At 72.5% G+C, this 25646-nt stretch carries 21 protein-coding genes; 8 read left to right on the top strand and 13 right to left on the bottom strand.

What is annotated here, in order from left to right; genetic code table 11:
- Positions 1 to 112: 112 nt before the first annotated feature.
- Complete coding sequence (locus ACGFI8_RS09350) at positions 113 to 1483, bottom strand: PLP-dependent aminotransferase family protein (protein WP_392802208.1); 1371 nt, start codon at positions 1481 to 1483, stop codon at positions 113 to 115.
- A gap of 69 nt (positions 1484 to 1552) precedes the next feature.
- On the opposite strand from ACGFI8_RS09350, the gene ACGFI8_RS09345 reads away from it, so the two are divergent.
- The gene (locus tag ACGFI8_RS09345) at positions 1553 to 2452 is read left to right on the top strand and encodes a DMT family transporter (RefSeq protein WP_392802206.1); all 900 of its coding nucleotides are present in this window, start codon (positions 1553 to 1555) and stop codon (positions 2450 to 2452) included.
- Between the two features lie 84 nt (positions 2453 to 2536).
- Here ACGFI8_RS09345 and cysC read toward each other — a convergent pair whose 3' ends face one another.
- Together cysC and ppc are read right to left on the bottom strand one after the other, a co-directional pair.
- Positions 2537 to 4081, bottom strand: a complete 1545-nt coding sequence (cysC, locus tag ACGFI8_RS09340) for an adenylyl-sulfate kinase (protein WP_392802883.1) — start codon at positions 4079 to 4081, stop codon at positions 2537 to 2539.
- A 28-nt stretch (positions 4082 to 4109) separates the two neighbouring features.
- Positions 4110 to 6935, bottom strand: a complete 2826-nt coding sequence (ppc, locus tag ACGFI8_RS09335) for a phosphoenolpyruvate carboxylase (protein WP_392802204.1) — start codon at positions 6933 to 6935, stop codon at positions 4110 to 4112.
- Positions 6936 to 7235: 300 nt separating this feature from the next.
- Here ppc and mfd point away from each other — a divergent pair, with 300 nt between their 5' ends.
- On the top strand, positions 7236 to 10826 hold the full coding sequence (gene mfd, locus ACGFI8_RS09330) for a transcription-repair coupling factor (protein ID WP_392802201.1): 3591 nt from the start codon (positions 7236 to 7238) through the stop codon (positions 10824 to 10826).
- A 66-nt stretch (positions 10827 to 10892) separates the two neighbouring features.
- Positions 10893 to 11840, top strand: a complete 948-nt coding sequence (locus ACGFI8_RS09325; protein WP_392802199.1) for a MazG family protein — start codon at positions 10893 to 10895, stop codon at positions 11838 to 11840.
- Here ACGFI8_RS09325 and ACGFI8_RS09320 read toward each other — a convergent pair.
- Genes ACGFI8_RS09320 through ACGFI8_RS09305 form a run of 4 tightly spaced genes read right to left on the bottom strand, consistent with a single transcriptional unit; the run spans position 11832 to position 13791 of the window.
- Positions 11832 to 12947 carry a Fic family protein gene (locus ACGFI8_RS09320; protein WP_392802196.1) on the bottom strand — a complete coding sequence of 372 codons (1116 nt, stop codon included), beginning with the start codon at positions 12945 to 12947 and terminating at the stop codon, positions 11832 to 11834. The genes ACGFI8_RS09325 and ACGFI8_RS09320 overlap by 9 nt on opposite strands.
- A gap of 37 nt (positions 12948 to 12984) precedes the next feature.
- Complete coding sequence (locus tag ACGFI8_RS09315; protein ID WP_392802193.1) at positions 12985 to 13182, bottom strand: WecB/TagA/CpsF family glycosyltransferase; 198 nt, start codon at positions 13180 to 13182, stop codon at positions 12985 to 12987.
- Complete coding sequence (locus tag ACGFI8_RS09310) at positions 13179 to 13613, bottom strand: WecB/TagA/CpsF family glycosyltransferase (protein WP_392802190.1); 435 nt, start codon at positions 13611 to 13613, stop codon at positions 13179 to 13181. The genes ACGFI8_RS09315 and ACGFI8_RS09310 overlap by 4 nt, the downstream gene beginning before the upstream one ends.
- On the bottom strand, positions 13504 to 13791 hold the full coding sequence (locus ACGFI8_RS09305) for a WecB/TagA/CpsF family glycosyltransferase (RefSeq protein ID WP_392802187.1): 288 nt from the start codon (positions 13789 to 13791) through the stop codon (positions 13504 to 13506). The genes ACGFI8_RS09310 and ACGFI8_RS09305 overlap by 110 nt, the downstream gene beginning before the upstream one ends.
- Positions 13792 to 14146: 355 nt before the next feature.
- Between ACGFI8_RS09305 and ACGFI8_RS09300 the strand changes: the two genes are divergently transcribed.
- The 3 genes from ACGFI8_RS09300 to ACGFI8_RS09290 are packed head-to-tail and all read left to right on the top strand — an operon-like array spanning position 14147 to position 17135.
- On the top strand, positions 14147 to 15364 hold the full coding sequence (locus ACGFI8_RS09300) for an NADP-dependent isocitrate dehydrogenase (protein ID WP_392802184.1): 1218 nt from the start codon (positions 14147 to 14149) through the stop codon (positions 15362 to 15364).
- Positions 15298 to 15540, top strand: a complete 243-nt coding sequence (locus tag ACGFI8_RS09295) for a CGNR zinc finger domain-containing protein (RefSeq protein ID WP_392802181.1) — start codon at positions 15298 to 15300, stop codon at positions 15538 to 15540. Before ACGFI8_RS09300 ends, ACGFI8_RS09295 begins: the two co-directional genes overlap by 67 nt.
- A gap of 32 nt (positions 15541 to 15572) precedes the next feature.
- The gene (locus ACGFI8_RS09290; protein ID WP_392802178.1) at positions 15573 to 17135 is read left to right on the top strand and encodes a hypothetical protein; all 1563 of its coding nucleotides are present in this window, start codon (positions 15573 to 15575) and stop codon (positions 17133 to 17135) included.
- A gap of 155 nt (positions 17136 to 17290) precedes the next feature.
- On the opposite strand, the gene ACGFI8_RS09285 is transcribed toward ACGFI8_RS09290, so the two are convergent.
- A complete protein-coding gene (locus tag ACGFI8_RS09285) occupies positions 17291 to 18160 on the bottom strand; it encodes a bifunctional methylenetetrahydrofolate dehydrogenase/methenyltetrahydrofolate cyclohydrolase (protein ID WP_392802175.1) in 870 nt (289 codons plus the stop codon).
- Positions 18161 to 18191: 31 nt separating this feature from the next.
- Here ACGFI8_RS09285 and ACGFI8_RS09280 point away from each other — a divergent pair, with 31 nt between their 5' ends.
- Complete coding sequence (locus tag ACGFI8_RS09280; protein ID WP_392802172.1) at positions 18192 to 19109, top strand: serine hydrolase; 918 nt, start codon at positions 18192 to 18194, stop codon at positions 19107 to 19109.
- Between the two features lie 24 nt (positions 19110 to 19133).
- Here ACGFI8_RS09280 and purH read toward each other — a convergent pair whose 3' ends face one another.
- Positions 19134 to 20666 (bottom strand): bifunctional phosphoribosylaminoimidazolecarboxamide formyltransferase/IMP cyclohydrolase, encoded by a 1533-nt coding sequence (gene purH / locus ACGFI8_RS09275; protein ID WP_392802169.1) that lies wholly within the window; start codon positions 20664 to 20666, stop codon positions 19134 to 19136.
- Positions 20659 to 21273: a phosphoribosylglycinamide formyltransferase gene (purN, locus tag ACGFI8_RS09270; RefSeq protein WP_392802166.1), complete on the bottom strand. Its 615-nt coding sequence runs from the start codon at positions 21271 to 21273 to the stop codon at positions 20659 to 20661. The genes purH and purN overlap by 8 nt, the downstream gene beginning before the upstream one ends.
- Positions 21274 to 21506: 233 nt before the next feature.
- On the opposite strand from purN, the gene ACGFI8_RS09265 reads away from it, so the two are divergent.
- The gene (locus ACGFI8_RS09265; RefSeq protein ID WP_392802164.1) at positions 21507 to 22097 is read left to right on the top strand and encodes a DUF4190 domain-containing protein; all 591 of its coding nucleotides are present in this window, start codon (positions 21507 to 21509) and stop codon (positions 22095 to 22097) included.
- Between the two features lie 33 nt (positions 22098 to 22130).
- Here ACGFI8_RS09265 and ACGFI8_RS09260 read toward each other — a convergent pair whose 3' ends face one another.
- The 3 genes from ACGFI8_RS09260 to sucC all read right to left on the bottom strand — a co-directional run bounded on the left by ACGFI8_RS09260 (position 22131) and on the right by sucC (position 25563).
- Positions 22131 to 23432: a DUF6350 family protein gene (locus ACGFI8_RS09260; protein WP_392802161.1), complete on the bottom strand. Its 1302-nt coding sequence runs from the start codon at positions 23430 to 23432 to the stop codon at positions 22131 to 22133.
- 62 nt (positions 23433 to 23494) lie between these two features.
- A complete protein-coding gene (gene sucD / locus ACGFI8_RS09255) occupies positions 23495 to 24382 on the bottom strand; it encodes a succinate--CoA ligase subunit alpha (protein ID WP_392802158.1) in 888 nt (295 codons plus the stop codon).
- 5 nt (positions 24383 to 24387) lie between these two features.
- A complete protein-coding gene (gene sucC, locus ACGFI8_RS09250; protein WP_392802156.1) occupies positions 24388 to 25563 on the bottom strand; it encodes an ADP-forming succinate--CoA ligase subunit beta in 1176 nt (391 codons plus the stop codon).
- Positions 25564 to 25646: the final 83 nt, after the last annotated feature.

Here is a 25646-nt window from a genome sequence, read left to right as displayed (position 1 = left end):
CCACCCGGCGGCCCGCCTCGCACTCCGGCGCGTGATATGTCGGATATGCCTGGCGCGCCAGCGCCGGACATATCCGGAATCCCCGCAGCAACGGCAACCGCCGCGGGCGCGGTCAGAGCAGCAGGGCCAGCGTGCGCACCGCGGTCGTGAGCTCGTGCGGCGTGTGTGCCGCGTAGCCCAGCACCAGCCCGCCCGGCCCGCCCTTGCGCATGCGCAGGGTCGAGAGCGCCAGCGGGCCCAGGCCAGCCTCGGCCGCGCGCTCGGCCAGGGCCACGTCGTCCACGCCCGGCGGCAGCTCCACCACAAGGTGCAGGCCCGCCGCGATGCCGCCGATCCGCGCCCTCGGCAGATACCGCCGCAAGGCCGCCACCACCGCATCGCGGCGCTCCCGGTGCAGGCGGCGGGCCCGGCGCAGGTGGCGGTCGTACCCGCCGCCGGCCAGAAACTCGGCGAACGCCAGCTGCTGCAGCGCCGGGCCGCCGTTGTCGGCGTCGTGCTTGGCCGCGCACAGGTCCGGCAGCCAGGCGACGGGGGCGGCCAGCCAGCCCAGCCGCAGGCCGGGGGCCAGCACCTTGCTCACCGAGCCGACCAGCGCCACCCGGTCGGGGGCCAGGCCCTGCAGGCACGCGACCGGCTCGCGGTCGTAGCGGTGCTCGGCGTCGTAGTCGTCCTCGACCACGAGGCCGTCGACGCGCCTCGCCCAGGCGATCACCTCGGCGCGGCGGCCCGGTGCGAGCACCACGCCGGTCGGGAACTGGTGCGCGGGGGTGAGCACGACCGCCCGGACGCGGGTGCGCGCCAGCGCGGCCACGTCGATGCCGTCCTCGTCGACCGGGACGGGTACCACGTCCAGGCCCAGGCGCACGAGGTGATCGCGCAGCGCGGCCGGGCCGGGGTCCTCCAGGGCGATGCGACGGGCGCCCCGGGCCAGCAGCACCCGCGCCAGCAGGGCCAGGCTCTGGGTCACGCCGGCGGTGACGATGAGGCCGTCCGGCGGTACCAGGGCGGCGCGCACCCGGCCGAGGTAGCCCGCGAGCTCGGTGCGCAGACGGGGCACGCCGGTCGCGTCGGCGTAGTCGAAGTCGGCGTCCAGCGCGCCGGTCAGGGCGGTCTCGTACGCGCGGCGCCACGCCGTACGCGGGAAGGCGCCCAGGTCCGGCACCCCCGGCCGCAGCGGGGCCACCGCGGTGCGCCGCTGGGAGGCGTCGCCGCGCTGGCGGGGCACGGCGGTCACCACTTCGGCGACGACCGTGCCCGAGCCGCGCCGGCTGACCAGCCGCCCCTCGGCGGCGAGCTGCTCGTAGGCGCCGACCACCAGGCCGCGGGACACGCCCAGGTCGGCGGCGAGGTCCCGGGTCGAGGGCAGCCGGGTGCCGGGCGCGAGCCGGCCGCGGGTGATCGCCTCCCGCAGCGCGCCGACGAGCTGCTCACCCACGCGCGGGCGGGTGCGGTCCAGCTCGACCAACGCCTCCCAAACCGACAAAGTGGCCCTCCAAAAGCAGCTTTCAGTGGCACTGTAGCGTGGACCACTGGCGCTCGTAAGTTTCTGCTCATGCCCCGCCGCTACGCCGCGTACTGCGTGCTGACCTGCGCGATTCTCGGCGGCTCGTTCACCGTGAGCCGCTCGATCGTCGACTATCCGATCCTCACCGGCCAGGCGCTCCGGTACGCCCTCGCCGCCCTCGCCCTGTTCGCCCTCGCCGCGCGTGGCGAGTCGAGAAGACCGACCGCGCGGGAGCTCGGCCGGCTGGCGCTGGTCGCGGCGACCGGCCTCGTCGCGTTCAACGTCCTGCTGCTCTTCGCGCTGCGGCACGCCGATCCCGCGGTCATCGCCACCATCGTGGGGGTGAGCCCGCTGCTGCTCGCGCTGCTCGGCCCGCTGCAGGCTCGCCGCCGCCCGGCGCCCCGGCTGCTCGGCGCCGCCGCGGTGGTCGTGGCGGGCGCGGCGCTGGTCTCGGGCTTCGGGGCGCACGACCGGGAAGGCCTGGTCGCGGCGGTCGGGGTGCTGTGCTGCGAGGCCGCTTTCTCACTGCTGGCGGCGCCGCTGCTGCCCCGGCTCGGGCCGGTGCGCGTGTCGGCGTGGAGCACGGCGCTGGCGGTACCGATCCTGCTGCTGACCCTGCCGCTCACCGGCGAGCGCCCCCGCCTGCCCGACTTGGGCGAGGCGGCCGCGCTCGCCTTCCTGGGGCTGGTCCTGACCGTGGTCGCGTTCGTGTGCTGGTACACCGGCGTCGCGGGCCTCGGCGTGGACCGGGCCGGGGTGTTCCTGGCGCTGGTGCCGGTGTGCGCCCTGATCACCACGTCCCTCGTGGACCGGGCCGAGCCCGGGCCGGCCAAGGTGGCCGGCGTCCTGCTGGTCGGCGCCGGCCTCGTGCTGGCGGCCCGGCGTGTCAACCAGGATCCGGCGCCGGCCGCGGCGGAGCGCCAGGGCCGCGAGCTACCGGTGCGCTGAGGCCGCCATCGGCCCGTAGTAGGCGTCCCGCGCGAGCGACGAGCGGAACGCGGCGAGCACGTCCGTGCGATGCGCCTTGGGGATCTAGGGGATGGGGCGCGGGTCGAGCCAGCCGTGGCTGCCCAGGTAGCGCAGCACCGTCGTCACGGCCTCGCCCTGGGACAGGTTCGTCGTGTCGATCGTGAGCTCGGCGTCGAGCGGCTCCTCGTACGGGTCGTCGATGCCCGTCATGCCCTTGATCAGGCCGGCGCGGGCCTTCGCGTACAGCCCCTTGCGGTCGCGGCGTTCGCACTCGGCCAGCGGGGTCGCCACGTGCACCAGCACGAAGCCCGCGCCCGCGTTGTGGGCGAACTGGCGCGCCGCCGCGCGGGCGTCGCGGTACGGGGCGATCGGGCAGCAGATCGTCACCCCGCCGTGCCGGCCGACCTCGGCGGCGACCCAGCCGATGCGGCGGATGTTCGTGTCGCGGTCCTCGGCGGAGAAGCCCAGGCCGGCCGAGAGGTGCCGGCGCACGATGTCGCCGTCGAGGAGGGTCACGGTGCGCTCGCCGGTCTCCAGCAGCGCGTCGGCCAGGCCGGTCGCCATCGTGGACTTGCCCGAGCCGGACAGGCCGGTGAAGAAGACCACGAGGCCGCGCTGGCGGCGGGGCGGGCGGGCGCGGGCGAGCTCGCGCGCCACGGCCGGGGGCGTGTGCCACTCGGGCAGGATCGTGCCGCGGTCGAGGTGGTCGTCGATCTCGGCGAAGGTCAGCGGAAGGCGGCGGTGCCGGGGCGGGATGTCGTCGAGCGAGCGCCACTGGCCGTCGCGGCCGTCGTAGGCGAGCTCGCGGGGCACCAGCACCCGCAGGCCGCCGCCGGAGAGCATGGACTCGCTCGACGCGAGCAGGTGCGTGACGCCGTAGGCGGCGGCGACCCGGGTGCGCAGCATGGCGTCGCGGATGTCGTCGCCGTCGTGGCAGGGCAGCGGCAGCGCCACGATCGTCGAGGCCGGCATCCGGTCGCGGGCGGCCAGCACGCAGCGCACGAGCGACTCCGGGGCCAGGCCGTCGGGGCCCGGGCCGTCGACGGGCACGAGGACGACCAGGTGCGCGGCGAGCGTACGGGCGGCGCGGGCGATCTGCGCGAGCTGGGGGCGGTGCAGTGGGCGGTCGGCGATGACGCCGAGGATGCGGCCCGGCGGCAGCGAGCCGCGCACCTCCGCAGGGGTGCGGCGCATCCGGCGGAACGCGCCGTGACCGCCGTCGCCGAGGCGGCGGACGCGGCCCGCGACGCCGAGCGTGGTCTTGCGCGCCGGGTAGAGCTCGGTCGCGTCCAGCGCCGCGACGGGTGCGCCCTCGAGGTCGGCGAGGATCAGCACCCGCCGCAGCGGGTTGGTCACGTCGAGCTGCTCGGCGAGGGTGCGGGGCAGCTCCAGGGTCACCGGCACCGGCCAGGTCGTGCCGTCGGCGAGCCGGCCGGTGCGGCGCAGCGCGATGAGGTCTCCCGAGCCCAGGAAGCCGGTCAGGGGCGTGTACGCGCCCGAGAGCAGCAGCTCCAGGTCGGCGAGCTCGGACGGTTTCGGCGTATACGTCGGGGCGTCGCGCAACACTTCGTCCGGCAACGCCCATCCATCGACTGCCCAACCGTTCACAGACACGCCCGCAAGCCTGCCACAGCGGTCATCCGGTGTTGCGCATGCCCGCCGCGATGCCATTGATCGTGGTCAGCAGGGCTCGCTCCAGCGCCGGGTCCGGCGAGGAGCGCCGGCCGCCGGGCCAGGCGCCGCTGTCCGCGGTCTTGCTCGCGCGGTACTGTCCGAGCAGCGTCACCTGCAGATGGTGCAGCGGCTGCAGGTAGCTGTCGCGGACGCCGAGGGTGCGCTGGAGCACCGGCTGGCGGTCGAGCAGCCCGGCCTCGCCGGTGATGGCGAGCACCTCGGCCACGGTCCGCTCGTATTCCTCGCTGATCACGTCGAAGATCGGCCGCAGCGGGCCGGGCACGAGCGTCTCGACATACCGCGACGCGATCTCCAGGTCGGTCTTGGCCAGCATCATCTCGACGTTGGACAGGAACGTGGCGAAGAAGTGCCACTTCTCGTGCATCTCGCGCAGCACGTCGGCGAGGCCGGCCTCGCGGGCCGCCTGCAGGCCGCTGCCCACGCCGAACCAGCCGGGCACGATCTGGCGCGACTGGGTCCAGCCGAACACCCACGGGATGGCCCGCAGGCCGGACAGGCCGGCGTCGGCGTTGGGCCGCTTGGCCGGGCGCGAGCCGATGTTGAGCGCGCCGAGCAGCTCGGTCGGGGTGGCCGCCCAGAAGTACGCGGGCAGGTCCGGATTCTCCACCAGGGCCCGGTAGTTGGCGAACGCGGCGGAGGAGACGGTCTCCATCGCGGCGTCCCAGCGGGCCAGGGACTCGGCGGGCTGGCGCGGCTCGGTGTGCAGCAGCGCGCTCTGCAGCACCGCGGCCAGCGTGAGCTCGAGGTTTTCCCGGGCCAGGGCGGGCAGCGTGTACTTGTCGGAGATGACCTCGCCCTGCTCGGTCACCTTGATCGCGCCGTCGAGCGTGCCCCACGGCTGGGCCAGGATCGCCTCGTGGGTGGGGCCGCCGCCGCGCCCGACGGTGCCGCCGCGGCCGTGGAACAGGCGCAGCCGCACGCCGTGGCGGGCCGCGACGTCGCGCAGCTGCCGCTGGGCCTTGTGGATCATCCACTGCGAGGTGGTGATGCCGGCGTCCTTGTTGGAGTCGGAGTAGCCGAGCATGACCTCCTGCACGTCGCCGCGGGCGCGGACGATGGCGCGGTACACCGGGATCGACAGCAGGTCGTCGAGCAGCTCGCCGGCCATCTCCAGCTCCCGCGCCTGCTCCAGCAGCGGCGCGAAGCCGATGCGGGCGCGGGCCGACTCCATCGAGGCGCCGCCGAAGCCGGCCCCGGCGCTGACCTCGACCAGGCCCCACTCGCGGGCCAGCACGACCGCGGCCAGCACGTCGTCGATGCCCTGGGTCATGGAGATGATGTACGTCTCGATGACCTCGGGGCCGAAGCGCTCCTGCACCTCGCGGATCGCGGCGAACACGTCGAACGTCTTGCGCGCGCTGTCGGTCAGGCCGGTGTCGCGGGTGGCCAGCGGCCGGCGCCCGTTGAGCTCGTCGATGAGCAGCTGGCGGCGCGCGTCGCGGTCCAGCGCGCCGTAATCGACCTCGCCGACCCGGCGGTACAGCTGGGAAAGGACCTCGTGATGCGCGTCGGCGTGCTCGCGGACGTCCAGCGTGGCCAGCTGCAGGCCGAACGCGGACAGCGTGCGGATCGCGGACGCGAGCTTGCCGGTCGCGGCGAGCTGGCCGCCGTTGCGCGCCAGCGACGCCCGCATCAGCTCGAGGTCGGCGATGAGCTCGCCGGTGCCGAGGTAGTCGCGGCCGGGCTTGTGCGGTGTGCCGGTGGCCAGGCGGGTCCGGGTTTGGCCGAGCTTGAGCCGGATGCAGCGCAGCTTGAGCCGGTAGGACTCCTCCATGTTGACCCGGCGGTAGCGGGCCGGCAGCTCCGGCAGGTTGTCCAGGTCGGCGGCGAGGCTCGCGGAGAGGTCCAGCGACACCCCGCGCAGGCGCTTGGAGACCGAGACCTCGTCGATCAGGCCGTCGATCACGCTCTCGGCCATGCGGATGCCGTACTCGTGCTGGATGAGCAGCACGTCCCGGGTCACCGCCGGGGTCACGAACGGGTTGCCGTCGCGGTCGCCGCCGATCCACGAACCGAAGGTCAGCGGCCGCGCCGTCGGCGGCAGCTGTACGCCGAGATCGCGCAGCGTCTCGTAGAGGTCGTCGAGGACCTGCGGCGCGGCGCCCTCGGCCAGGTCGGCCAGGTAGTACACGGCGTTGCGGGCCTCGTCGCTGGGCTCCGGCCGCTCCAGGCGCAGCTCGTCCGTCTGCCAGAGCAGGTCGAGCAGCTCGGCGAGGCGCCGGTCGGTGCGCGCGGTGCGGGTCTTGTCCGGCTCCGCCGAGCCGTCCAGCGCGGTCGCCACGGCCTCGGCGTCGAGCTCGTCGCCGACGGCGCGCAGCTTGGTCAGGATCGAGCGGCGCGCGGCCTCGGTGGGGTGCGCGGTGAACACCGGACGGACGGCGAGCCTGGAGGCGATCGAGCCGATCTCGCGGACGCCGACGCCGCGGTCGGCGATGAGCTTCGCGGCCCGCTCCAGCCAGCCGCCCTCGCGGACGCGGATCCGGCGCAGCTCGCGCGCGCGGTGGACCTGCTCGGTGATGTTGGCGAGGTGGAAATACGTCGAGAAGGCGCGCGCCAGCTGCGTGCCCGTCACCACGTCGAGCCCGTGCAGCCGCTCGGCGGCCGCCTCCGGGTCGGTGCGGACCAGCGCGCGGACCTCCTCGACGAGGTCGAGCAGCTGCTGGCCGTCCTGACGGACGAGACTCTGGCCGAGCAGGGAGCCGAGCCGGCGGACATCGGCGCGCAGCGCAGCGTCGGCGATCGACGCTTCGTGGACCTCAGCAGACATGTTCCTGTCCCCTCCCAAGTATGGCTCTCCTCGGCTGGGGGACGGCGCTGTCCGTTTTCTGCCCGTATCGGTTTCTGTCCGGATTGCTTCCACGGCATCGTATCGGCTCGCACGACGCGCTGTAGTGCCGCGGTGAGTCACGTCTCAAGATCTCACCCGGTGTTCACACGGCTTCGCCCCCGGCTTTTCTGTCATACCCGCCGGATAGTCTGGTACCCGCATCGACCACCCCCGCCCTGTCTGGGCGCGGGGCTGTTTGCCGTGCAGCGTCAACACCAGAAGTAGTGGGTGCATATCACCATGAAGCTTGCCGGTCTCATCGCCGCCGCCCTCGACGATCCCGCCCTCGCCCGCGCGCGTGACCTCGCCCGCGCCGGGCACGCCGACCAGGTCGACCTGACCGGGCCGGCGGCCCTGCGCGCCTTCGTGACCGCCGCGATCGCCGCCGAGCGGCCGGTGCTGGCGGTGACCGCCACCGGGCGCGAGGCCGAAGACCTGGCGGGCGCCCTGGGCTGCCTGCTCGAGCCGGACTCCGTCGCGGTGTATCCGTCCTGGGAGACGCTGCCGCACGAGCGGCTCTCCCCCCGCTCCGACACGGTCGGCCGGCGCCTGGCCGTGCTGCGCCGGCTCGCCCACCCGACCGCGGCGGCGCCCCGCCCGCGGGTGGTCGTCGCGCCGGTCCGCTCGGTGCTGCAGCCGCAGCTCAAGGGCCTGGGCGACCTGGAGCCGATCGAGCTTCGGCCGGGTGGCTCGGCCGACCTCGACGCGCTGACCGTCCGGCTGGCCGAGCTCGCCTACACCCGGGTCGACCTGGTCACCAAGCGCGGCGAGTTCGCGGTCCGCGGCGGCATCCTCGACGTGTTCCCGCCGACCGAGGAGCACCCGCTGCGCGTGGAGTTCTGGGGTGACGAGGTCGAGGAGATCCGCTCGTTCGCGGTGGCCGACCAGCGCACGATCGAGAAGGCCGACCGGCTCTGGGCGCCGCCCTGCCGGGAGCTGCTGCTCACCGAGGAGGTGCGGGCCCGGGCGGCGGCGCTGTCCACCGACCACCCGCAGCTGGCCGAGATGCTCGACAAGCTCGCCGGCGGCATCCCCGTGGAGGGCATGGAGTCGCTCGCGCCGGCGCTGCTGGGCGGCACCGACTCGCTGGAGCTGGTGCTGCACACCATGCCGCCGGGCACCCACGTGCTGCTGTGCGACCCGGAGCGCATCCGCACCCGGGCGCACGACCTGGTCCGCACCAGCGACGAGTTCCTGGAGGCCAGCTGGGCCGCGGCCGCGGTCGGCGGCAAGGCGCCGATCGACCTCGGCGCGGCGGCGTTCCGCCACCTGGGCGAGGTGCGCGCCGCAGCCGCCTCGCTCGGGCAGCCGTGGTGGTCGCTGAGCCCGTTCACGGCGGCCGAGACGACGCGCGAGGCCGACGAGCCCTGGCGCCTCGGCGAGGACCGGGCGGTCACGGTCTCCGACGACGCGGTGTCGATCACGATCGCCGCGCAGGCGGTGCCGCTGTACCACGGGGAGACGGCCCGGGTCGTCGACGACCTCAAGCGGCTGATCGGCGACGGCTGGCGGGTCGCCCTGGTGTTCGCGGGCACCGGGCCGGCCCAGCGCGCCGCCGAGGTGCTGCGCGGCTCCGACCTCGGGGTGTCGCTGGTCGAGTCGCTGGAGCGGGCGCCGGAGCCGGGCGTGATCGCGGTCGCCACCGGCTCGCTCGAGCTCGGGTTCCTCGACGAGGACGCCCGGCTGGCGGTCATCACCGGCGCCGACATCTCCGGCGGGCGGGGCGCGTCCACCAAGGACATGCGCAAGATGCCCAGCCGGCGGCGCAACCAGATCGACCCGCTGGAGCTGCGCACCGGGGACTTCGTGGTGCACGAGCAGCACGGCATCGGCCGATACGTCGAGATGGTCCAGCGCACCGTCAACGGCGCCGACCGCGAATACCTCGTGATCGAATACGCGGCGTCCAAGCGCGGCCAGCCCGGCGACCGGCTGTTCGTGCCGACCGACCAGCTCGACCAGCTGTCGCGCTACGTCGGCGGCGAGGCGCCCACGCTGCACAAGATGGGCGGCTCGGAATGGCAGAAGGCCAAGTCGCGGGCGCGCAAGGCGGTTCGCGAGATCGCCGCGCAGCTCATCCAGCTGTATGCCGTGAGGCAAAACTCCCAGGGCCACGCCTTCGGCCCGGACACGCCCTGGCAGCGTGAGCTGGAGGACGCGTTTCCCTACCACGAGACCCCCGACCAGCTCGCCGCGATCGAGGAGGTCAAGGCCGACATGGAGAAGTCGGTCCCGATGGACCGGCTGATCTGCGGCGACGTCGGCTACGGCAAGACCGAGATCGCGGTGCGGGCGGCGTTCAAGGCGGTCCAGGACGGCAAGCAGGTCGCCGTGCTGGTGCCGACGACGCTGCTGGCGCAGCAGCACTTCAACACGTTCTCGGAGCGGGTGGGGCAGTTCCCGGTCGAGGTGCGGCAGCTGTCGCGGTTCCAGACGCCGTCGGAGACGAAGGTGACGCTGGAGAAGGTCGGCGACGGCAGCGCCGACATCGTCATCGGCACCCACCGGCTGCTGCAGACCGCGACCCGGTTCAAACAGCTGGGCCTGGTCATCGTCGACGAGGAGCAGCGCTTCGGCGTCGAGCACAAGGAGTTCCTCAAGCAGCTGCGTGCCTCGGTCGACGTGCTGACCATGTCCGCCACCCCGATCCCGCGCACCCTGGAGATGGCGATCACCGGCATCCGGGAGATGTCGACGATCGCCACGCCGCCGGAGGAGCGTCACCCGGTGCTCACGTTCGTCGGCGCCCAGGACGACAAGCAGGTGGCCGCGGCGATCCACCGCGAGCTGCTGCGCGACGGCCAGGTCTTCTACCTGCACAACCGGGTCGAGTCGATCGAGCGGGCCGCCCGCCGGCTGCGCGAGCTGGTCCCCGAGGCACGCATCGCGGTCGCCCACGGCCAGATGACCGAGGATGCCCTCGAGAAGATCATGGTGGGGTTCTGGGAGAAGGAGTACGACGTCCTGGTCTGCACCACGATCGTGGAGAGCGGCATCGACATCCCCAACGCCAACACCCTGATCGTCGAGCGCGCCGACCTGCTCGGCCTGGCCCAGCTGCACCAGATCCGCGGCCGGGTCGGCCGGGGCCGGGAGCGGGCCTACGCCTACTTCCTGTATCCGCCGGACAAGCCGCTGACCGAGCACGCCCACGAGCGGCTGGCGACGATCGCGCAGCACACGGAGCTCGGCGCCGGCATGTATGTGGCGATGAAGGACCTGGAGATCCGCGGGGCGGGCAACCTGCTCGGCGGCGAGCAGTCCGGGCACATCGAGGGCGTCGGCTTCGACCTCTACGTGCGCATGGTCGGCGAGGCGGTGCAGCAGTTCAAGGGCGAGCGGCCCGAGGAGGAGGAGCCCGACGTCAAGATCGACCTGCCGGTCGACGCGCACCTGCCGCTGGAGTACATCTCGGCGGAGCGGCTCCGGCTGGAGATCTATCGCAAGATCGCCGGGGCCAAGGGCGACGCCGCGCTCGACGAGATCGTGGCCGAGATGCGCGACCGCTACGGCGAGCCGCCGCTGCCGGTGGCCAACCTGCTGGCGGTGGCCCGGTTCCGGTTCCTGGCCCGCGCCTACGGCCTGACCGACGTGTCGCTGCAGGGCAAGCACGTGCGCTTCGGCCCGCTGCAGCTGCCCGACTCCAAGCAGATGCGGCTCAAGCGGCTCTACCCGGAGGCCGTCTACAAGGCTGCGGCCGACACGGTGTCGCTGCCGCGCCCGTCCACCCGGCGGGTCGGCGGCGAGCCGATGCGCGACACACAACTGCTCGACTGGGCGGCCGAGCTGCTGACCTCGGTCCTCGGCGAGCCGGTGGCGGCCAAGTCGTGAGCCGGTTGCGTGGGCACTTCGCGGACGCCCTACTGGATATTTCGTTCGCCGCTGAGGAGGGCTGACGTGCCGGGCAGGGTGGTCCTGCTGGTGACGTCGCCCCGGCTGCCGGCCGGGGTGCTGACCGCGCAGGCGTGGGACCTGGTCCGCGCGCACCCGGTGCTCGCGGCGGAGGAGTCCGAGCAGGCCGCCGCCCTGCGGGCCGCGGGCGCAACGGTCGCCGTCACGCCGGCCACGGTCGACGCGCTGGTCGCCGCGATCGCCGAGCACGGCACCGTGGTCTGGCTGGCCGCCCCCGACGGCGACGAGCGCCTGGCCCGGGAGCTGGGCCTACGGCTGGCCCGGGAGCCGGGCCTGGCCGAGCTGGAGCTGCTCTACGGCTCCTGGGATCCGGCGGGCGCCCGCCTCCTCGACGTCGTCACGGTCATGGACCGCCTCATGCACCCGGACGTGGGCGACCCGTGGAAGCGGGCGCAGACGCACGCGAGCCTGGCGCCGTTCCTGCTCGAGGAGGCGTATGAGCTCTACGACGCCATCCGCGACGATGACGCCGAGGCCGTGCGCGAGGAGCTCGGCGACGTGCTGCTGCAGGTGATCCTGCATGCCCGGCTCGCCGAGGAGACCGCCGGCTTCACCGTCGACGACGTGGCCGGCGACCTGGTCGACAAGCTCATCCGGCGCAACCCGCACGTCTTCGCGGGCACCGAGGTCGGCGGCATCGACGAGATCATCGCCAACTGGGAGCAGATCAAGAAGGCCGAGAAGTCCCGCGGCTCCGCGGTCGACGGCGTCGCCCTCTCCCAGCCGGCCCTGGCCCTGACCGCGAAGCTCCTGCAGCGCGTGGAGCGGGCCGGCCTCGACGTGCCGCCGCCGCCCCCGGACACCCTGGGCGGCCGCCTGTTCGCCGCGGTGGCCGACGCCCGTGCCACGGACGCCGACGCCGAGGCCGCCCTGCGCGAGGCCGCCCTGACCTACATCGAGACGGTCCGCACCACCGAGCGCCGCTCAGCTTAGATACGGATCCCGCAGTGGGGCCGGCCGCCCGAGACTCTCGGCGATGGCGAGAATCGGCCCGGCCGCGACGTAGTAGCGCCCGCGCGTCTGCCCGCGCTGCTCCAGCAGGCCGCGGTCGAGCAGCATGCGCAGGTCGCGGGTCGCCTGGTCGGTGGTGAGGTCCTCGTCGCGCTGATACGCGGTGCGCCGCACCCGCCCGCCGGACGCCGCCGCATAGAGCGCCGAGACCGTCCGGCTCGGCAGCCCGAGCTCTTCGAGCCTCTCCCAGAGCCGCCCGGCCCGGTCGAGCCGCTGCCGCACGCGTTGCATCTGCATGTGATGCGCCCGCAGACAGAACCGCACCCACGGCAGCGTGTCATCGTGCGGCCGCCAACCGTCCCGCCCCGTCTCGCGCAGGGCGTCGTAGTAGGCGATCGTGTTGCGCCCGTTGCCGAGCCACTCCTCGATGGAGGAGAACTCCGGCGCCAGAATGGCATCCCGCGCGAGGACCAGCGTTTGGACGCAGCGGGACATGCGGCCGTTGCCGTCCCGCCACGGGTGGATGCGGACCAGGTTGAGATGCGCCAGCGCGGCGCGAACGAACAACGGCGCGTCGAGGTCCCCGTCCTCGAGCCAGTCGGCGAAGTCTTGCATGAGCCGCTTGAGCTGGTCGGCGTCCGGTCCCGTGTAGACCACCTCGCCGGTCGGGTGGTCGGTGATCCAGATACCGCCCGGGCGGAAGCGGCCGGGCCACTTGTCCGGATGGTGCTTCAGCAGCATGAAGTGCAGGCTGTTGAGCAGCATGTAGTCGAAGTGGAACTCGGCGGAGTGGGCAAGCTGCTGCACGTAGGTCAGCGCGTCGCGGTAGCCGGTGATCTCCGCCCAGACGTCGGGCTCGGTGTCCAGCGGCTCGTCGCCCGACGTCGCCGCGATGGCGTCGTCGATCGTGACGTCGTAACCCTCGATCGAGTTCGAACCCTTGATGCCCCGCGCCACCAGCTGGCGGCGCAGCTGACCGGTCCACCGGTGCGGCGTGGCGACCTGGTAACGCAGGTTGTCCCGCATCCGATCGAGCTCGTCCATGACCCGCTTGTCCTCGCCTTCGAGGCGCGGCGACACGTAAAGCATTTAATGATAGTAGCACAATGCTGAAACTATTAACGCACTATGCACGGTGGGCGGGGCGGTGGGTCAGGCGGTGGTGCAGGGAGCGAGCCAGCAGGGCGGCGGCGAACGGGGCGTCCTCGCGTAGGTAGCGGCGGGCCAGGCGGCGCGGCTCGCGGGCCAGGTGGTCCAGCCACTCCAGGCCCGCCTTCCGCAGCGCGGGGCGGGCGCGGCTCACGTCGCCGGCCACGAAGTTCACGCGACGCCGCAGCCCAGGAACCAGGTCGAGGGCAGCTCAGCGCGCAGGGACACGATCAGGTGCTCCTGGCGGGGGAAGCCTATCCCGACGTACACCATCTGCGGTTTGGCCTTGATGACCCTGGCGCAGATCGTCCGCAGCGCCCGCGTGCGGCGGTCGAAGCCGAACGGCGGGCAGTGCGCGCCGGCGATGCGCAGGCCGGGGCAGGCGGCGGCCAGGCGCGCGGCGGCGCGGTGGGCGCCGTCGGGCTCGCCGGCGGGGTGCCGCCGAGGACGAAGGCGCTGCCGCCCCGCAGAGCCAGGCCCCGCGACAGGGACCAGATCAGGTCCGAGCCGGGACGCGGGCCGGCAGCGCGCGGCCGGCCAGGCGGGCGGCCCAGACCAGCGGGGCGCCGTCGGCGACGACCAGGTCCGCGGCGCCGAGCTGGGCACGCAGGGCCGCGTCGCGGGAGACCTGACGAAGGATGTCGACGTTCGGGGTGACGATCCAGCCACCGCGGCCCCGGTCGAGGGCGTCGAGAACGCGGGCGACGACCTCGGCCTCGGTGAGCGGGTCGATGGCCAGGCCGCCGACAGGGACCCGCCGGGTGTGGGTGTAGCTGCGCAGCATCGTTCGTCCGCAATTCCTCGTTAAACCTACCAGATGCCAGAGAAACTGGCATATCTACCAAAACGACCAAGGAGGACGGTTTGGTACGCGTTCTGTTCCTCGGCGGCCACTCCGATAAATCCAGCCACTTCGTGACCGAATTTATCGGACATTTCATGATATTTCATGTTGTGATCGGCGCAGACTTGACCGGAGCGGGGTCGACACGGCCGTTCCGCGGGGATGCAGTACGCTCGTACTGCTAAGCGACGCCGCGTCCGTCCGGTGGAGCGCGGCGAAGAGCTGAAATCAGCGAGAACTACCCCGACGGCGGCGGAGACCCCCCGGAAAGCAGCGCGAGAGGAGCGCCCGGCCGATGGCGAAGATCAAGGTAAACAACCCTGTCGTCGAGCTCGACGGCGACGAGATGACCCGGATCATCTGGAAGCAGATCCGCGAGCAGCTGGTCCTGCCCTACCTCGACGTGGATCTGAAGTACTACGACCTGTCGATCGAGTACCGCGACGAAACCGACGACCAGGTCACGGTGGACGCCGCGAACGCCATCAAGCAGTACGGCGTCGGGGTCAAGTGCGCGACGATCACGCCCGACGAGGCGCGCGTCGAGGAGTTCTCGCTCAAGAAGATGTGGCGCTCGCCGAACGGCACGATCCGCAACATCCTCGGCGGCGTGGTCTTCCGCGAGCCGATCATCATGTCCAACGTGCCGCGCCTGGTCCCGGGCTGGACCAAGCCGATCATCATCGGCCGCCACGCCCACGGCGACCAGTACAAGGCGACGGACTTCGTGGTCCCGGGCCCGGGCAAGGTCACCATCACGTACGCCCCGGCCGACGGCGGCGCCCCGATGGAGTTCGAGGTCGCCAACTTCCCCGGCGGCGGCGTCGCGATGGGCATGTACAACTTCGACGACTCGATCCGCGACTTCGCGCGCGCGTCGTTCCGGTACGGCCTGGACCGCGGCTACCCGGTGTACCTGTCGACCAAGAACACGATCCTCAAGGCGTACGACGGCCGCTTCAAGGACCTGTTCGCCGAGGTCTTCGAGACCGAGTTCAAGGACGAGTTCGCCGCGGCCGGCATCACCTACGAGCACCGCCTCATCGACGACATGGTCGCCGCGGCGCTGAAGTGGGAGGGCGGCTTCGTGTGGGCCGCCAAGAACTACGACGGCGACGTCCAGTCGGACACCGTGGCTCAGGGCTTCGGCTCCCTCGGCCTGATGACCAGCGTGCTGATGACCCCCGACGGCAAGACCGTCGAGGCCGAGGCGGCGCACGGAACGGTGACCCGTCACTACCGCCAGTGGCAGAAGGGCGAGAAGACCTCGACCAACCCGATCGCGTCCATCTTCGCCTGGACGCGCGGCCTCGCCCACCGCGGCAAGGTCGACGGCACCCCCGAGGTCACGAACTTCGCCAACACCCTGGAGCAGGTCTGCATCGACACCGTCGAGGGCGGCCAGATGACGAAGGACCTGGCCCTGCTCATCTCGCGCGACGCCCCGTGGCTCACGACGGACGAGTTCATGAACGCGCTGGACCAGAACCTCTCGAAGCGCCTCAACGCCTGACGAGGTTTCGTACCGCAACACCGCCGGCCCCGCCCCTCTGGCGCGGGGCCGGCACCGTTTCCGCCCGACGCCTCGACTCGACCAAGAACACCAGCCGCCGGTTCTGCTCGCTCGCATGCCAGAACAGAGCGAAGTCGGCCGCTTACCGTCAGAAACAATGCAGTCGGCCCGGGTGAAAACTGTCGTAGCCACCCGTCATCCTGTCCTCGTGAATCTCCTCGCTCGCGCCGCAGGCTTCGTCGTCGTAGGGCTCGGCATGGTCGCAACCATCGCCGGGCTGGCGTTGCCATGGACGCTGGCCGGCGGCCGGCATCCCGACCCGGTCACGATCGCCGGCATCGCGTTCCTCGGGCCGCTGCTGAGCGCGCTCTGCCTGGCATACACACGAACGGAGCCGCGCAGGTCCCGGCTGATCGCCGCCGTGGCCGGGGTGGCGGGCGCGGCGGCGGCGGTGCTCGCGACGGCGCTCGCGCGGCTGGTCGAGCCCAGCGCGGGCATCGGCCTCGGCGGGCCGGTCACGGTCGCGGGATCGGCCGCGCTCTTTCTGGGCTGGGCGACGCTCGCGGTCACCGGCGCCGGCGCGCTGCCCCGCGCGGACTGGCGGCCCTGGGCCGCGGTCGGGGGCGTGGCGGCCGCGCTGATGGTCGTCGCCGGGTTCGCGGTCGACTGGGCCCGCGAGGGGCGCTTCGTCGACGCAACGACTGCCGGCGCCGCACCCGCGACCCAGGCGCAGTCGTGGCCGCTGCCGTTCGCCGGGGTAGAGCTCGTGGGCGTGCACGGCGAGCTGGCGATTCTGCGAGCGAGCGACGGCATCCGGGCGGTTTGGGTCGGCAGCGGCACCACGGCCTGGCAGTATCTGCGCTCCGACCTGTCCAGCCAGGCGGCCGGCCTGGTCGACGACGCGGTCGTGGTCGCGTTCGGGACCGATGACGGGGTGCTGGTGACGGCGCTGGAGGCGGATACGGGGGCGGAGCGGTTCTCCCGGCGGTACCAATCGGGGAAACTGGCGACCGTTCACGCCGCGGGTCGCACGGCGGTGCTGTCCGGGGCGGGCATCGGCGCCGGGGACCTGCTCGGCGTCGACGCGCGGAGCGGCACGCAGCGGTGGCGATGGGCGCCGGCCCGCAACGCAGCGGCGTGCGACGTGACCGACCTGGCGGCGACCGCCGAGACCGTCGCGGTGGCGCTGCGGTGCCGCGCGGAGGGTGTGGACGACGTGGCCGTCGGCTTGGCCGCAGCGACGGGCACCGAGCGCTGGTCGTGGCACGCGATCCAGCGGGGCGGCAAGGAGCTTCGGGTGTACTCCACGGGGGCTGGCTTCGTCACGCTGACCGGAGCGACGCCGCAGCGGGCCACGTACATGGATGCGAACACCGGCACTGTCGGCGCGCTCCACGACGCGCCCGGCACGCTGGCCGTGGCCGCGGGGGCGAGCCTGATCTACGCCGATCCGGGCAGCGCCCAGGGGCACCTGACCGCCGTCGACGCCCGGACCGGCGCCGCGCAGTGGAACGTCGGCCTGGCGGGGCTGGGCGGATACCAGCCGGTGGCGGGGACGGCGGCGGACGGCCACACATACCTGCTGTGGCGCAGCTCGACGGGCGCGCTGCGTCTACTCACCGCGTCGACCGGCGACGGGTCGACCGAGGAGCAGCGCGCCGTCGGCTGCACCGCCCGGTGCCCGGAGATCTCGATCGCCGCCGCCGGCTCGCACGCCGTCGTCGCCACACGGGAGGAGAAGGCCACGCAGCTGTACCTGAGCATCACCTGACCCCGGGCCGGATGGCCGCGACCGCGCTCCGGCATCCCGGCCTCCGTGGCCGAGACGGTCCGCGCGGGCGTCCCGGGCCAGGGCTCGGACCGGGCCGAGCCCGCAGCGGACCGACCACGCGCGGACCGATCACGCACGGACCGACCACGCGCGGTTTACGAAGCGGCTTGGCGTTCGGCGAGTTCTACCACGTTTGCCAGGAGCATTGCCCTCGTCATCGGGCCAACGCCGCCGGGCATGGGGGCCAGGTAGCCGGCCACCTCGGCCACGTCTGGGGACACGTCGCCAACCAGACGGGCCTTGCCGTCCTCGCCGACCACGCGGGTCACGCCTACGTCCAGGACGGCGGCGCCGGGCTTGACCATGTCGCGGGTGAGCAGGCCGGCGGAGCCGGCCGCGACGACGATGATGTCGGCGTTGCGGGTGTGGGCGGGCAGGTCGCGGGTGCCCGTGTGGCAGAGGGTCACTGTGGCGTTCTCGCTCTTGCGGGTGAAGATCAGGCCCAGGGGCCGGCCTGCGGTGGTGCCGCGGCCGATCGCGGTCACCTCGGCGCCCGCGATCGGGATGTCGTAGCGGCGCAGGAGCTGGACGATGCCGTTCGGGGTGCACGGGAGCGGCGCGGGGATGTTGAGGACCAGGCGGCCCAGGTTGGTCGGGTGCAGGCCGTCGGCGTCCTTGTCCGGGTCGATGAGCTCCAGGATGCGCTGCTCGTCCAGGCCCTTCGGCAGGGGCAGCTGGACGATGTAGCCCGTGCAGGCGGGGTTGGTGTTGAGGGCGTGCACCGTCTCCTCGACCTCGGCCTGGGTGGCGGTCGCGGGCAGGTCGCGGCGGATCGACGCGATGCCGACCTCGGCGCAGTCGCGGTGCTTGCCCGCGACGTACGCGTGGGAGCCGGGGTCGTCGCCGACCAGGATCGTGCCCAGGCCGGGGATGATGCCGCGCTCGGCGAGGGCCTTGACGCGCTCGCGCAGCTCGTCCTTTATGGCGGTCGCCGTTGCCTTACCGTCGAGAATGGTTGCCGTCACGGCCTCTGATCCTGCCACTAGAGTGCAGGGCGTGCTGCTCCGGCGCGGCCTTGTCGCCCTCTTGACCCTGCTCACGCTGACGGCGTGTGGCCACGACGAAAATCCTGCCCCTGAGGAGCCGGTGGTGGCCGAGAGCCAAGGGCGGCAGGTGGACGAGGAGCCGCAGGCGGCGGCCGGGCTGGGCAGCAGGGGTGCCTCGGCGGCGCCGAGCGCGAAGAGTCAGGGCGCGCAGGCCACGGCGTTCGTGCAGAAGCTCTCGGGGACGTTCGGGATCGTCGTGCGGGACCGGACGACCGGGGCCGTGTGGAAGGCCGGCGACACGAAGGCGACCACGTGGACGGCTTCGACGATCAAGCTCGCGATCGCCACGGACGTGTTGGAGCGTAACCAGGCCAAGCAGATCACGCTCGACGCGACGGATCGGTCCAATCTCGACAAGGCATTGATCAACTCCGACAACGACGCGGCGACGGCACTGTGGAACCGGTACGACGGGCCGGGCATGCTGGAGCGCTTCCGGTCGAAGTACGGCATGGGCAGCCTCGCCGTCATCGACGGGTACGAGACCTTCTGGCGCAACCTGCGGTGCAGCGCCGAAGACCTGCAGAGCCTGATGTCGTACGTCCTGGAGAAGCTGGACGCGCAGAGCCGGTCCTACCTGGTGACGACCCTGCGGAAGGTCGCGAGCAACCAGCACTGGGGCGTGTGGGCAGCCGGGTCGGGCCTCAAGCCGGGCAACAAGGACGGCTGGGCGGAGAAGCCGGTCGGCGGCAAGAACGTCTGGGTGACGCACACGGTCGGGTTCGCCGGAGACGGGGAGCGGTACGTGGTGGCCGTCATGTACGAGCAGAGGCCGGGCGGCACGCTGGAGAAGGGCGCGCACGCGGTGAGCGACGCGGTCGCGACGTACTTCGGGGCGAAGGTGCCCGCCCCGGTCACGCTGCCGTGACCGGGGACGGCGGCAATTGCGGCGTCAGTGGAAGAAGTGCCGGGTGCCGGTGAAGTACATGGTCACGCCCGCGGCGCGCGCGGCCTCGATGGTCAGCTCGTCGCGGATCGAGCCGCCCGGCTGCACGATCGCCTTGATGCCGGCGTCGATGAGGGCCTGCGGGCCGTCGGGGAACGGGAAGTAGGCGTCGGACGCGGCCACCGAGCCGGTCGCCCGCTCGCCCGCGCGGGCGACCGCGAGCCGCACCGAGTCGACCCGGTTGACCTGGCCCATGCCGACGCCGACCGTCGCGCCGCCGGAGGCGAGCAGGATCGCGTTGGACTTCACGGCGCGGACCGCGCGCCAGGCGAACTCCAGGTCGCGCAGCGTCTCCTTGTCGGCGGCCTCGCCGGTGACGAGCCGCCAGTCGGCGACGGCGTCGCCGTCGGCGTCGATGCGGTCGGCGGCCTGCACGAGCACGCCGCCGGAGATCTGCCGCTGCTCCAGCGGGGCGGGCGACCAGGCCGGCGCGCGCAGGACCCGCAGGTTGGCGCGGGCGGTCAGCAGCTCGAGGGCGTCGTCGGAGTACGACGGCGCCACCACGACCTCGGTGAAGATCTCGCTGATCTGCTTGGCGAGCTGGACGGTCACTTGGGCGTTGACGGCGATCACGCCGCCGAAGGCGCTGACCGGGTCGCAGGCGTGCGCCTTGCGGTGCGCCTCGGCCACGTCGGCGCCGATCGCGATGCCGCACGGGTTGGCGTGCTTGATGATCGCCACGCACGGCTCGGCGAAGTCGTGCGCGGCGCGCCACGCGGCGTCGGCGTCGACGTAGTTGTTGTAGGACATCTCCTTGCCGCCGAGCTGCTCGGCCTGGGCAAGGCCGGGCGCGGCGGCGGGGTCGGTGTACAGCGCGGCGGACTGGTGCGGGTTCTCGCCGTAGCGCAGCGTCGCCGCCATGCGCAGAGCCGTGCCCGCGAACCGCTGGTCGTCGCGGGCGAACCAGGCGGCAACGGCGACGTCGTACTCGGCGATGTGGGCGAAGGCCTGGCCGGCCAGGTCGCGCCGCTCGTCCAGCGTGAAGCCGCCGTCGGCGAGGGCCTGCCGTACCGAATCATAGGAAGCCGGCGAGGTGACGACCGCGACGCTGTGGAAGTTCTTGGCCGCGGCCCGGACCATGGCGGGGCCGCCGATGTCGATCTGCTCGACGCACTCGTCGTCGGAGGCGCCGGACGCGACCGTCTCGGTGAACGGGTACAGGTTGGACACCAGCAGCTCGAAGGGCTCGATGCCGAGCTCGGCGAGCTGGGCCGCGTGGGCCTCCAGCCGCAGGTCGGCGAGTAGGCCGGCGTGCACCTTCGGGTGGAGGGTCTTGACCCGGCCGTCGAGCGTCTCGGGAAACCCGGTCAGCTGCTCGACCCTCGTGACCGGCAGTCCGAGCGCCTCGATGCGGCCCGCGGTGCTGCCGGTGGAGACCAGCTCCACGTCGGCGGCGGCCAGCGCGCGCACCAACTCCTCGAGCCCGGTCTTGTCGTAGACGCTGACGAGCGCGCGCCTGATGGGACGGCGGTTAGCCACGGCCCAGCCTGACCTTTCGTTCGTTGACGGTCCAGCCCTCGCGCGCCATTCGTCCGACCGTGTCGACCAGCTGGCGGCGCTCGGCTACTTTGATCCGCTCCAGGAGCGTGTCCTCGGTGTCGTCGTCGAGGACCGGCACCGCGACCTGCGCGATGATCGCCCCGGTGTCGACGCCGCTGTCGACGAAGTGCAGCGTGGCGCCGGCGAGCTTCACGCCGTAGGCGAGCGCGTCGCGCGGGCCGTGCATACCCGGAAATGCCGGAAGCAAAGCGTTGTGTGTGTTGATGTACCGGCCCTCGTACTCGGACAGGAAGCGCGGGCCGACGAGCTTGAGGAACCCGGCCGAGACCACCAGGTCGGGCTTGAACCGGGAACACTCCGACAGCAGCGCCTCGTCCCATTCGTCCCGCGATGCGAAGTCACTCACTCGGACGACGAAGGTGGGCACGTCGCGGCGCTCCGCCCGGGCCAACCCCTCGATCGAGGGCCGGTCCGCGCCGACCGCGACGACGGTGGCGCCGTACGACGGGTCCTCGGCGGCGTCGAGCAGGGCCTGCAGATTTGACCCGGAGCCGGACACGAGCACCACAAGCCGAACTGTCACCACGAAACTGTATCGACCGGGTCGGCCCTGCTCAGCGGCGGGCTGCCCGTCATTGCGGTACAAAACCGGACAAATACCTAGACAATATGGTCCAGTTATCGATACTCCGCCGTGTTCCTCCTGCGCAGAGTTGATCGGGGCAAGTACGCTGCCGTGGTTCCGTATCCCCTCGGGACTACCCTGATGCGAACCACCCGTCGCAGCGAGAGTCGTCCCCAGCCTTAGGAGCCATAGCCATGGGCTACCCACCACCGGGCCAGGATCCGTACGGGCAGCAGCCCAATCAGGATCCCTACGGTCAGCCCCAGTACGGGCAGCAGCCACAGTACGGCCAGCAGCCCCAGTACGGCCAGCCGGCATACCAGGACCCGTACGCGCAGCCGCAGCAGCCGGCATACCAGGACCCGTACGCGCAGCCGCAGCAGCCCGCCTACCAGGACCCTTACGCGCAGCAGCCCCCGGTCTCCGGCACGCCGTACCCGACCTCGGGCGGCGCGTACCCGACCTCCGGCGGGGCCTACCCGGCCCCCGGCTACGGCGCGCCGGGCTATGGCGCGCCCGCGCAGCCGCAGAACACCTTCGGCCTCATCAGCATGATCCTGGGCATCATCTCGATCCCCACCTTCTGCTGCTACATCGGCCTGGTGCTGGGCGTCGTCGCCGTGGTGCTCGGCTACCTGGGCCTGAACAAGGCGAAGCAGGGCGAGGCCACCAACCGCGGCCAGGCGCTCGCCGGCCTCATCTGCGGCGGTATCGGTGCCGGTCTCGAGTTGCTGTGGCTGATCCTGGTCTTCGCGCTCAACATGGGCAGCCTGACGTTCTACTAATAGGCCCGTTCCCCGGACAAAGGGGCGCGCGAGCTACTCGCGCGCCCCTTTTGCGCGCAGCGCGAGCTTGGTCGCGGCCGTGGACAGCGGCGCGCCGATCGAGATCATGAACATGGCGACGAAGGCGACCGCGCCCGAGTGCGGCCCGACGTCGGCGAGCCCGCCCGCGCCGAGGGAGCCGCCGGCGGCGGCGCAGCAGAGCCCGAGCAGCACTCCCGCGACCGGGCCGGCCAGGATGGCCGCGCCGAGCAGCGGAAACCAGGAGCGCCCGGGGTCGCTACGCAGCGACCGCCGGGCCAGCAGCCACCCAGCGACCAGGGCCGCGGCCAGCGGCAGGCCGAGCAGCAGCGGGGCATAGCCGGTCGCGGGCGTCGAGGGAAGACCGGCCAGCAGCGGTACCGCGGGAAGAGGCCCCACCGACACGTGCGCCGCGCTGATGACGGTCTCCGACCCGATGGTGAAGCCCGGGCCGACGAGGTAGCTGGCCGCCCAGGTGGTCACGTCGGGTGCGAAGAACGCGCACATCACGACGAGGCCGATCTCCCCGGCGATGCCGGTGTGGTAGTCGTCGATGATCTGGCTGGCGTCGCCGCCGCTGAACGCGACCGCCATGCCGGTCGTGGCCGCGCCGGCGCCGAGCACGAGCAGCGCGGCGACGGCCCCGGTGCGGGTCGCGTCGCGCACGACCCGGGGCGTGCGGGCGGCCAGCCGCGCGATCCCGCGGGCCTCGGCGAAGGCGCCGAGCGAGCCGGCGGCCAGGCCGAACGCGGCGAAGGTGAGGGCGGCGCGCACCGCGGACACCTCGACGCCCTTGTGCTCGGCGAGGACGGCGGCCAGGGCGCCGAGCGCGGCGTAGACGACGCCGACGGCCGCACCGGCACGGGCGGCCGGCCACGGGGACCACGGCGCGCTGCGGCGGCGGGCCCGGGCGCCGACGGCCCGGGAGGTGTGCACGCCGGCGCGGTACACCCGCCAGGCGGCCACCGCGGTCAGGCCGAGCGGGGCGAGGCTGACCGGGCCGATGCCGGTCTGCAGCGGTACCCAGTGCGCGAGCAGCCACCCGCCGAGGCCGAGCCGCAGCACGTTCGCGAGCGGGGCGCCAGAGTTGTCGAGGGCGAAGAGGAACCAGACCACGACGAGGGTCGGCACGAGCGAGACGACCGCCGCCCACAGCGAGTTGACCACGGCGGCGAGCGCCAGCGGGGCGCGCCGGGCCGGGCGGCGGGCGGGGTCCTTGCCGCGAACCGCACGCCGCTGGATCGGCAGTCGGACGGTCTCGCGGTCGGCGAGTCGGGTCTGCGCCCCTTCGTCTGGGTCCTCTGGGGTGGTCGGCATCGCCCTTAACTCTGCCAAAGTCCGGACGGCCGGTCACTAACCCCGGCCGTCCGGACTTGCGCTCACAGCGCGGTGACGATGTCCCGCATGAGGTTGGCGGTCTCGGTCGGGGTCTTGCCGACCGCGACGCCGGCCGACTCGAGCGCGAGCTTCTTGGCGTCGGCGGTGCCCGCCGAGCCGGAGATGATCGCGCCGGCGTGGCCCATGGTCTTGCCGGGCGGGGCCGTGAAGCCGGCGATGTAGCCGACGACCGGCTTGCGCACGTTGGCCTTGATGAACTCGGCGGCCCGCTCCTCGGCGTCGCCGCCGATCTCGCCGATCATCACGATCGCGGCGGTCTCCGGGTCGGCCTCGAACGCGGCGAGCGCGTCGATGTGCGTCGTGCCGATGACCGGGTCGCCGCCGATGCCGATGGCCGTCGAGAAGCCGATGTCGCGCAGCTCGTACATCATCTGGTACGTCAGCGTGCCCGACTTGCTCACCAGGCCGATCTTGCCGGCGCCGGTGATGTCGGCGGGGATGATGCCGGCGTTGGACTTGCCCGGGCTGGCGATGCCGGGGCAGTTCGGTCCGATGATCCGCGTCTGGTTGCCGGCCGCCTGGGCGCGGGCCCAGAACTCGGCGGTGTCGTGCACCGGCACGCCCTCGGTGATGACCACCGCGAGCGGGATCCGCGCGTCGATCGCCTCGATCGCGGCCGACTTGGTGCCGGCCGGCGGGACGAAGATGACGCTGGTGTCGGCGCCGGTCTGCTCCATCGCCTCCGCGACGCTGGCGAACACCGGCAGCTTGGTGCCGTCGAAGTCGACCTGCTGGCCCGCCTTGCGCGGGTTGACGCCGCCGACCACGTTCGTGCCCGCGGCGAGCATGCGCCGGGTGTGCTTGGAGCCCTCGGCGCCGGTCATGCCCTGGACGATGACCTTGCTGGACTCGGTCAGCCATACCGCCATGGTCGTTACACCCCACTCGCTGCGAGCTCGGCGGCCCGGCGGGCCGCGCCGTCCATCGTGTCGACCCGCTCGATCAGCGGGTTGGCGGCCTGGTCGAGGATCCGGCGGCCCTCCTCGGCGTTGTTGCCGTCGAGGCGGACCACGAGCGGCTTGGTGACCTCCTCGCCGCGGTCCTTGAGCAGCTGCAGCGCCTGCACGATGCCGTTGGCCACCGCGTCGCAGGCGGTGATGCCGCCGAAAACGTTGACGAAGACGCTCTTCACGTCGGGGTCGCCCAGCACGATCTCCAGGCCGTTGGCCATGACCTGGGCGCTGGCGCCGCCGCCGATGTCGAGGAAGTTGGCCGGCTTGCTGCCCAGACCCTCGCCCGCGTAGGCGACCACGTCGAGGGTCGACATGACCAGGCCCGCGCCGTTGCCGATGATGCCGACGTTGCCGTCGAGCTTCACGTAGTTGAGGTCCTTCTCCTTGGCTGCCTGCTCCAGCGGGTCGGCCGCGGCCTTGTCCTCGAGCTCCTCGTGGTCCGGCTGCCGGAAGTCGGCGTTGGCGTCGAGGGTGATCTTGGCGTCGAGGCACAGCACGGTGCCGTCGGCGGTCTTCGCGAGCGGGTTGACCTCGACCAGCGTGGCGTCCTCGGCGACGAACGCCTGCCACAGCTTGACCGCGATCGAAACGACCTGGTCGGCGACGTCGGCCGGGAACTGGGCCTGCTCGACGATCGTGCGAGCCGTCGCCTCGTCGACGCCCTTCACCGCGTCGATGGCGACCTTGGCCACCTTCTCGGGCGCGTCGTGCGCGACGGTCTCGATCTCCATGCCGCCGGCGACGCTGGCGATGCACAGGAACGTGCGGTTCGCGCGGTCGAGCAGGTAGGAGAAGTAGTACTCCTCGGCAATGTCGGCCGTGGTGGTGACCATCACCTTGTGGACCGTGTGGCCCTTGATGTCCATGCCGAGGATGTTGGTGGCGTGCGCGGTCGCCTCGTCGGCGCCGTCCGCCAGCTTGACGCCGCCCGCCTTGCCGCGGCCGCCGACCTTCACCTGGGCTTTGATGACGACCCGGCCGCCGAGTTCCTCGGCGATCGCCCGGGCCTCTTCAGGGGTCTCGGCGACATCGCCGCCGAGCACGGGGAGCCCGTGCTTGGCGAAGAGGGCGCGCCCCTGGTACTCGTACAGGTCCACAGTTGGTCCCGTTCCGTCAACCGTGCCGCCTGCCCCATCGCGAGGACGGCTCAACGATCGCAGCCTAACCACGGACTCACCCA

Origin of the sequence: Dactylosporangium sp. NPDC048998 (genome assembly GCF_043197855.1) — a bacterium.
Classification (GTDB): Bacteria; Actinomycetota; Actinomycetes; order Mycobacteriales; family Micromonosporaceae; genus Dactylosporangium.
This window is presented reverse-complemented; position numbering and strand designations above follow the sequence as displayed.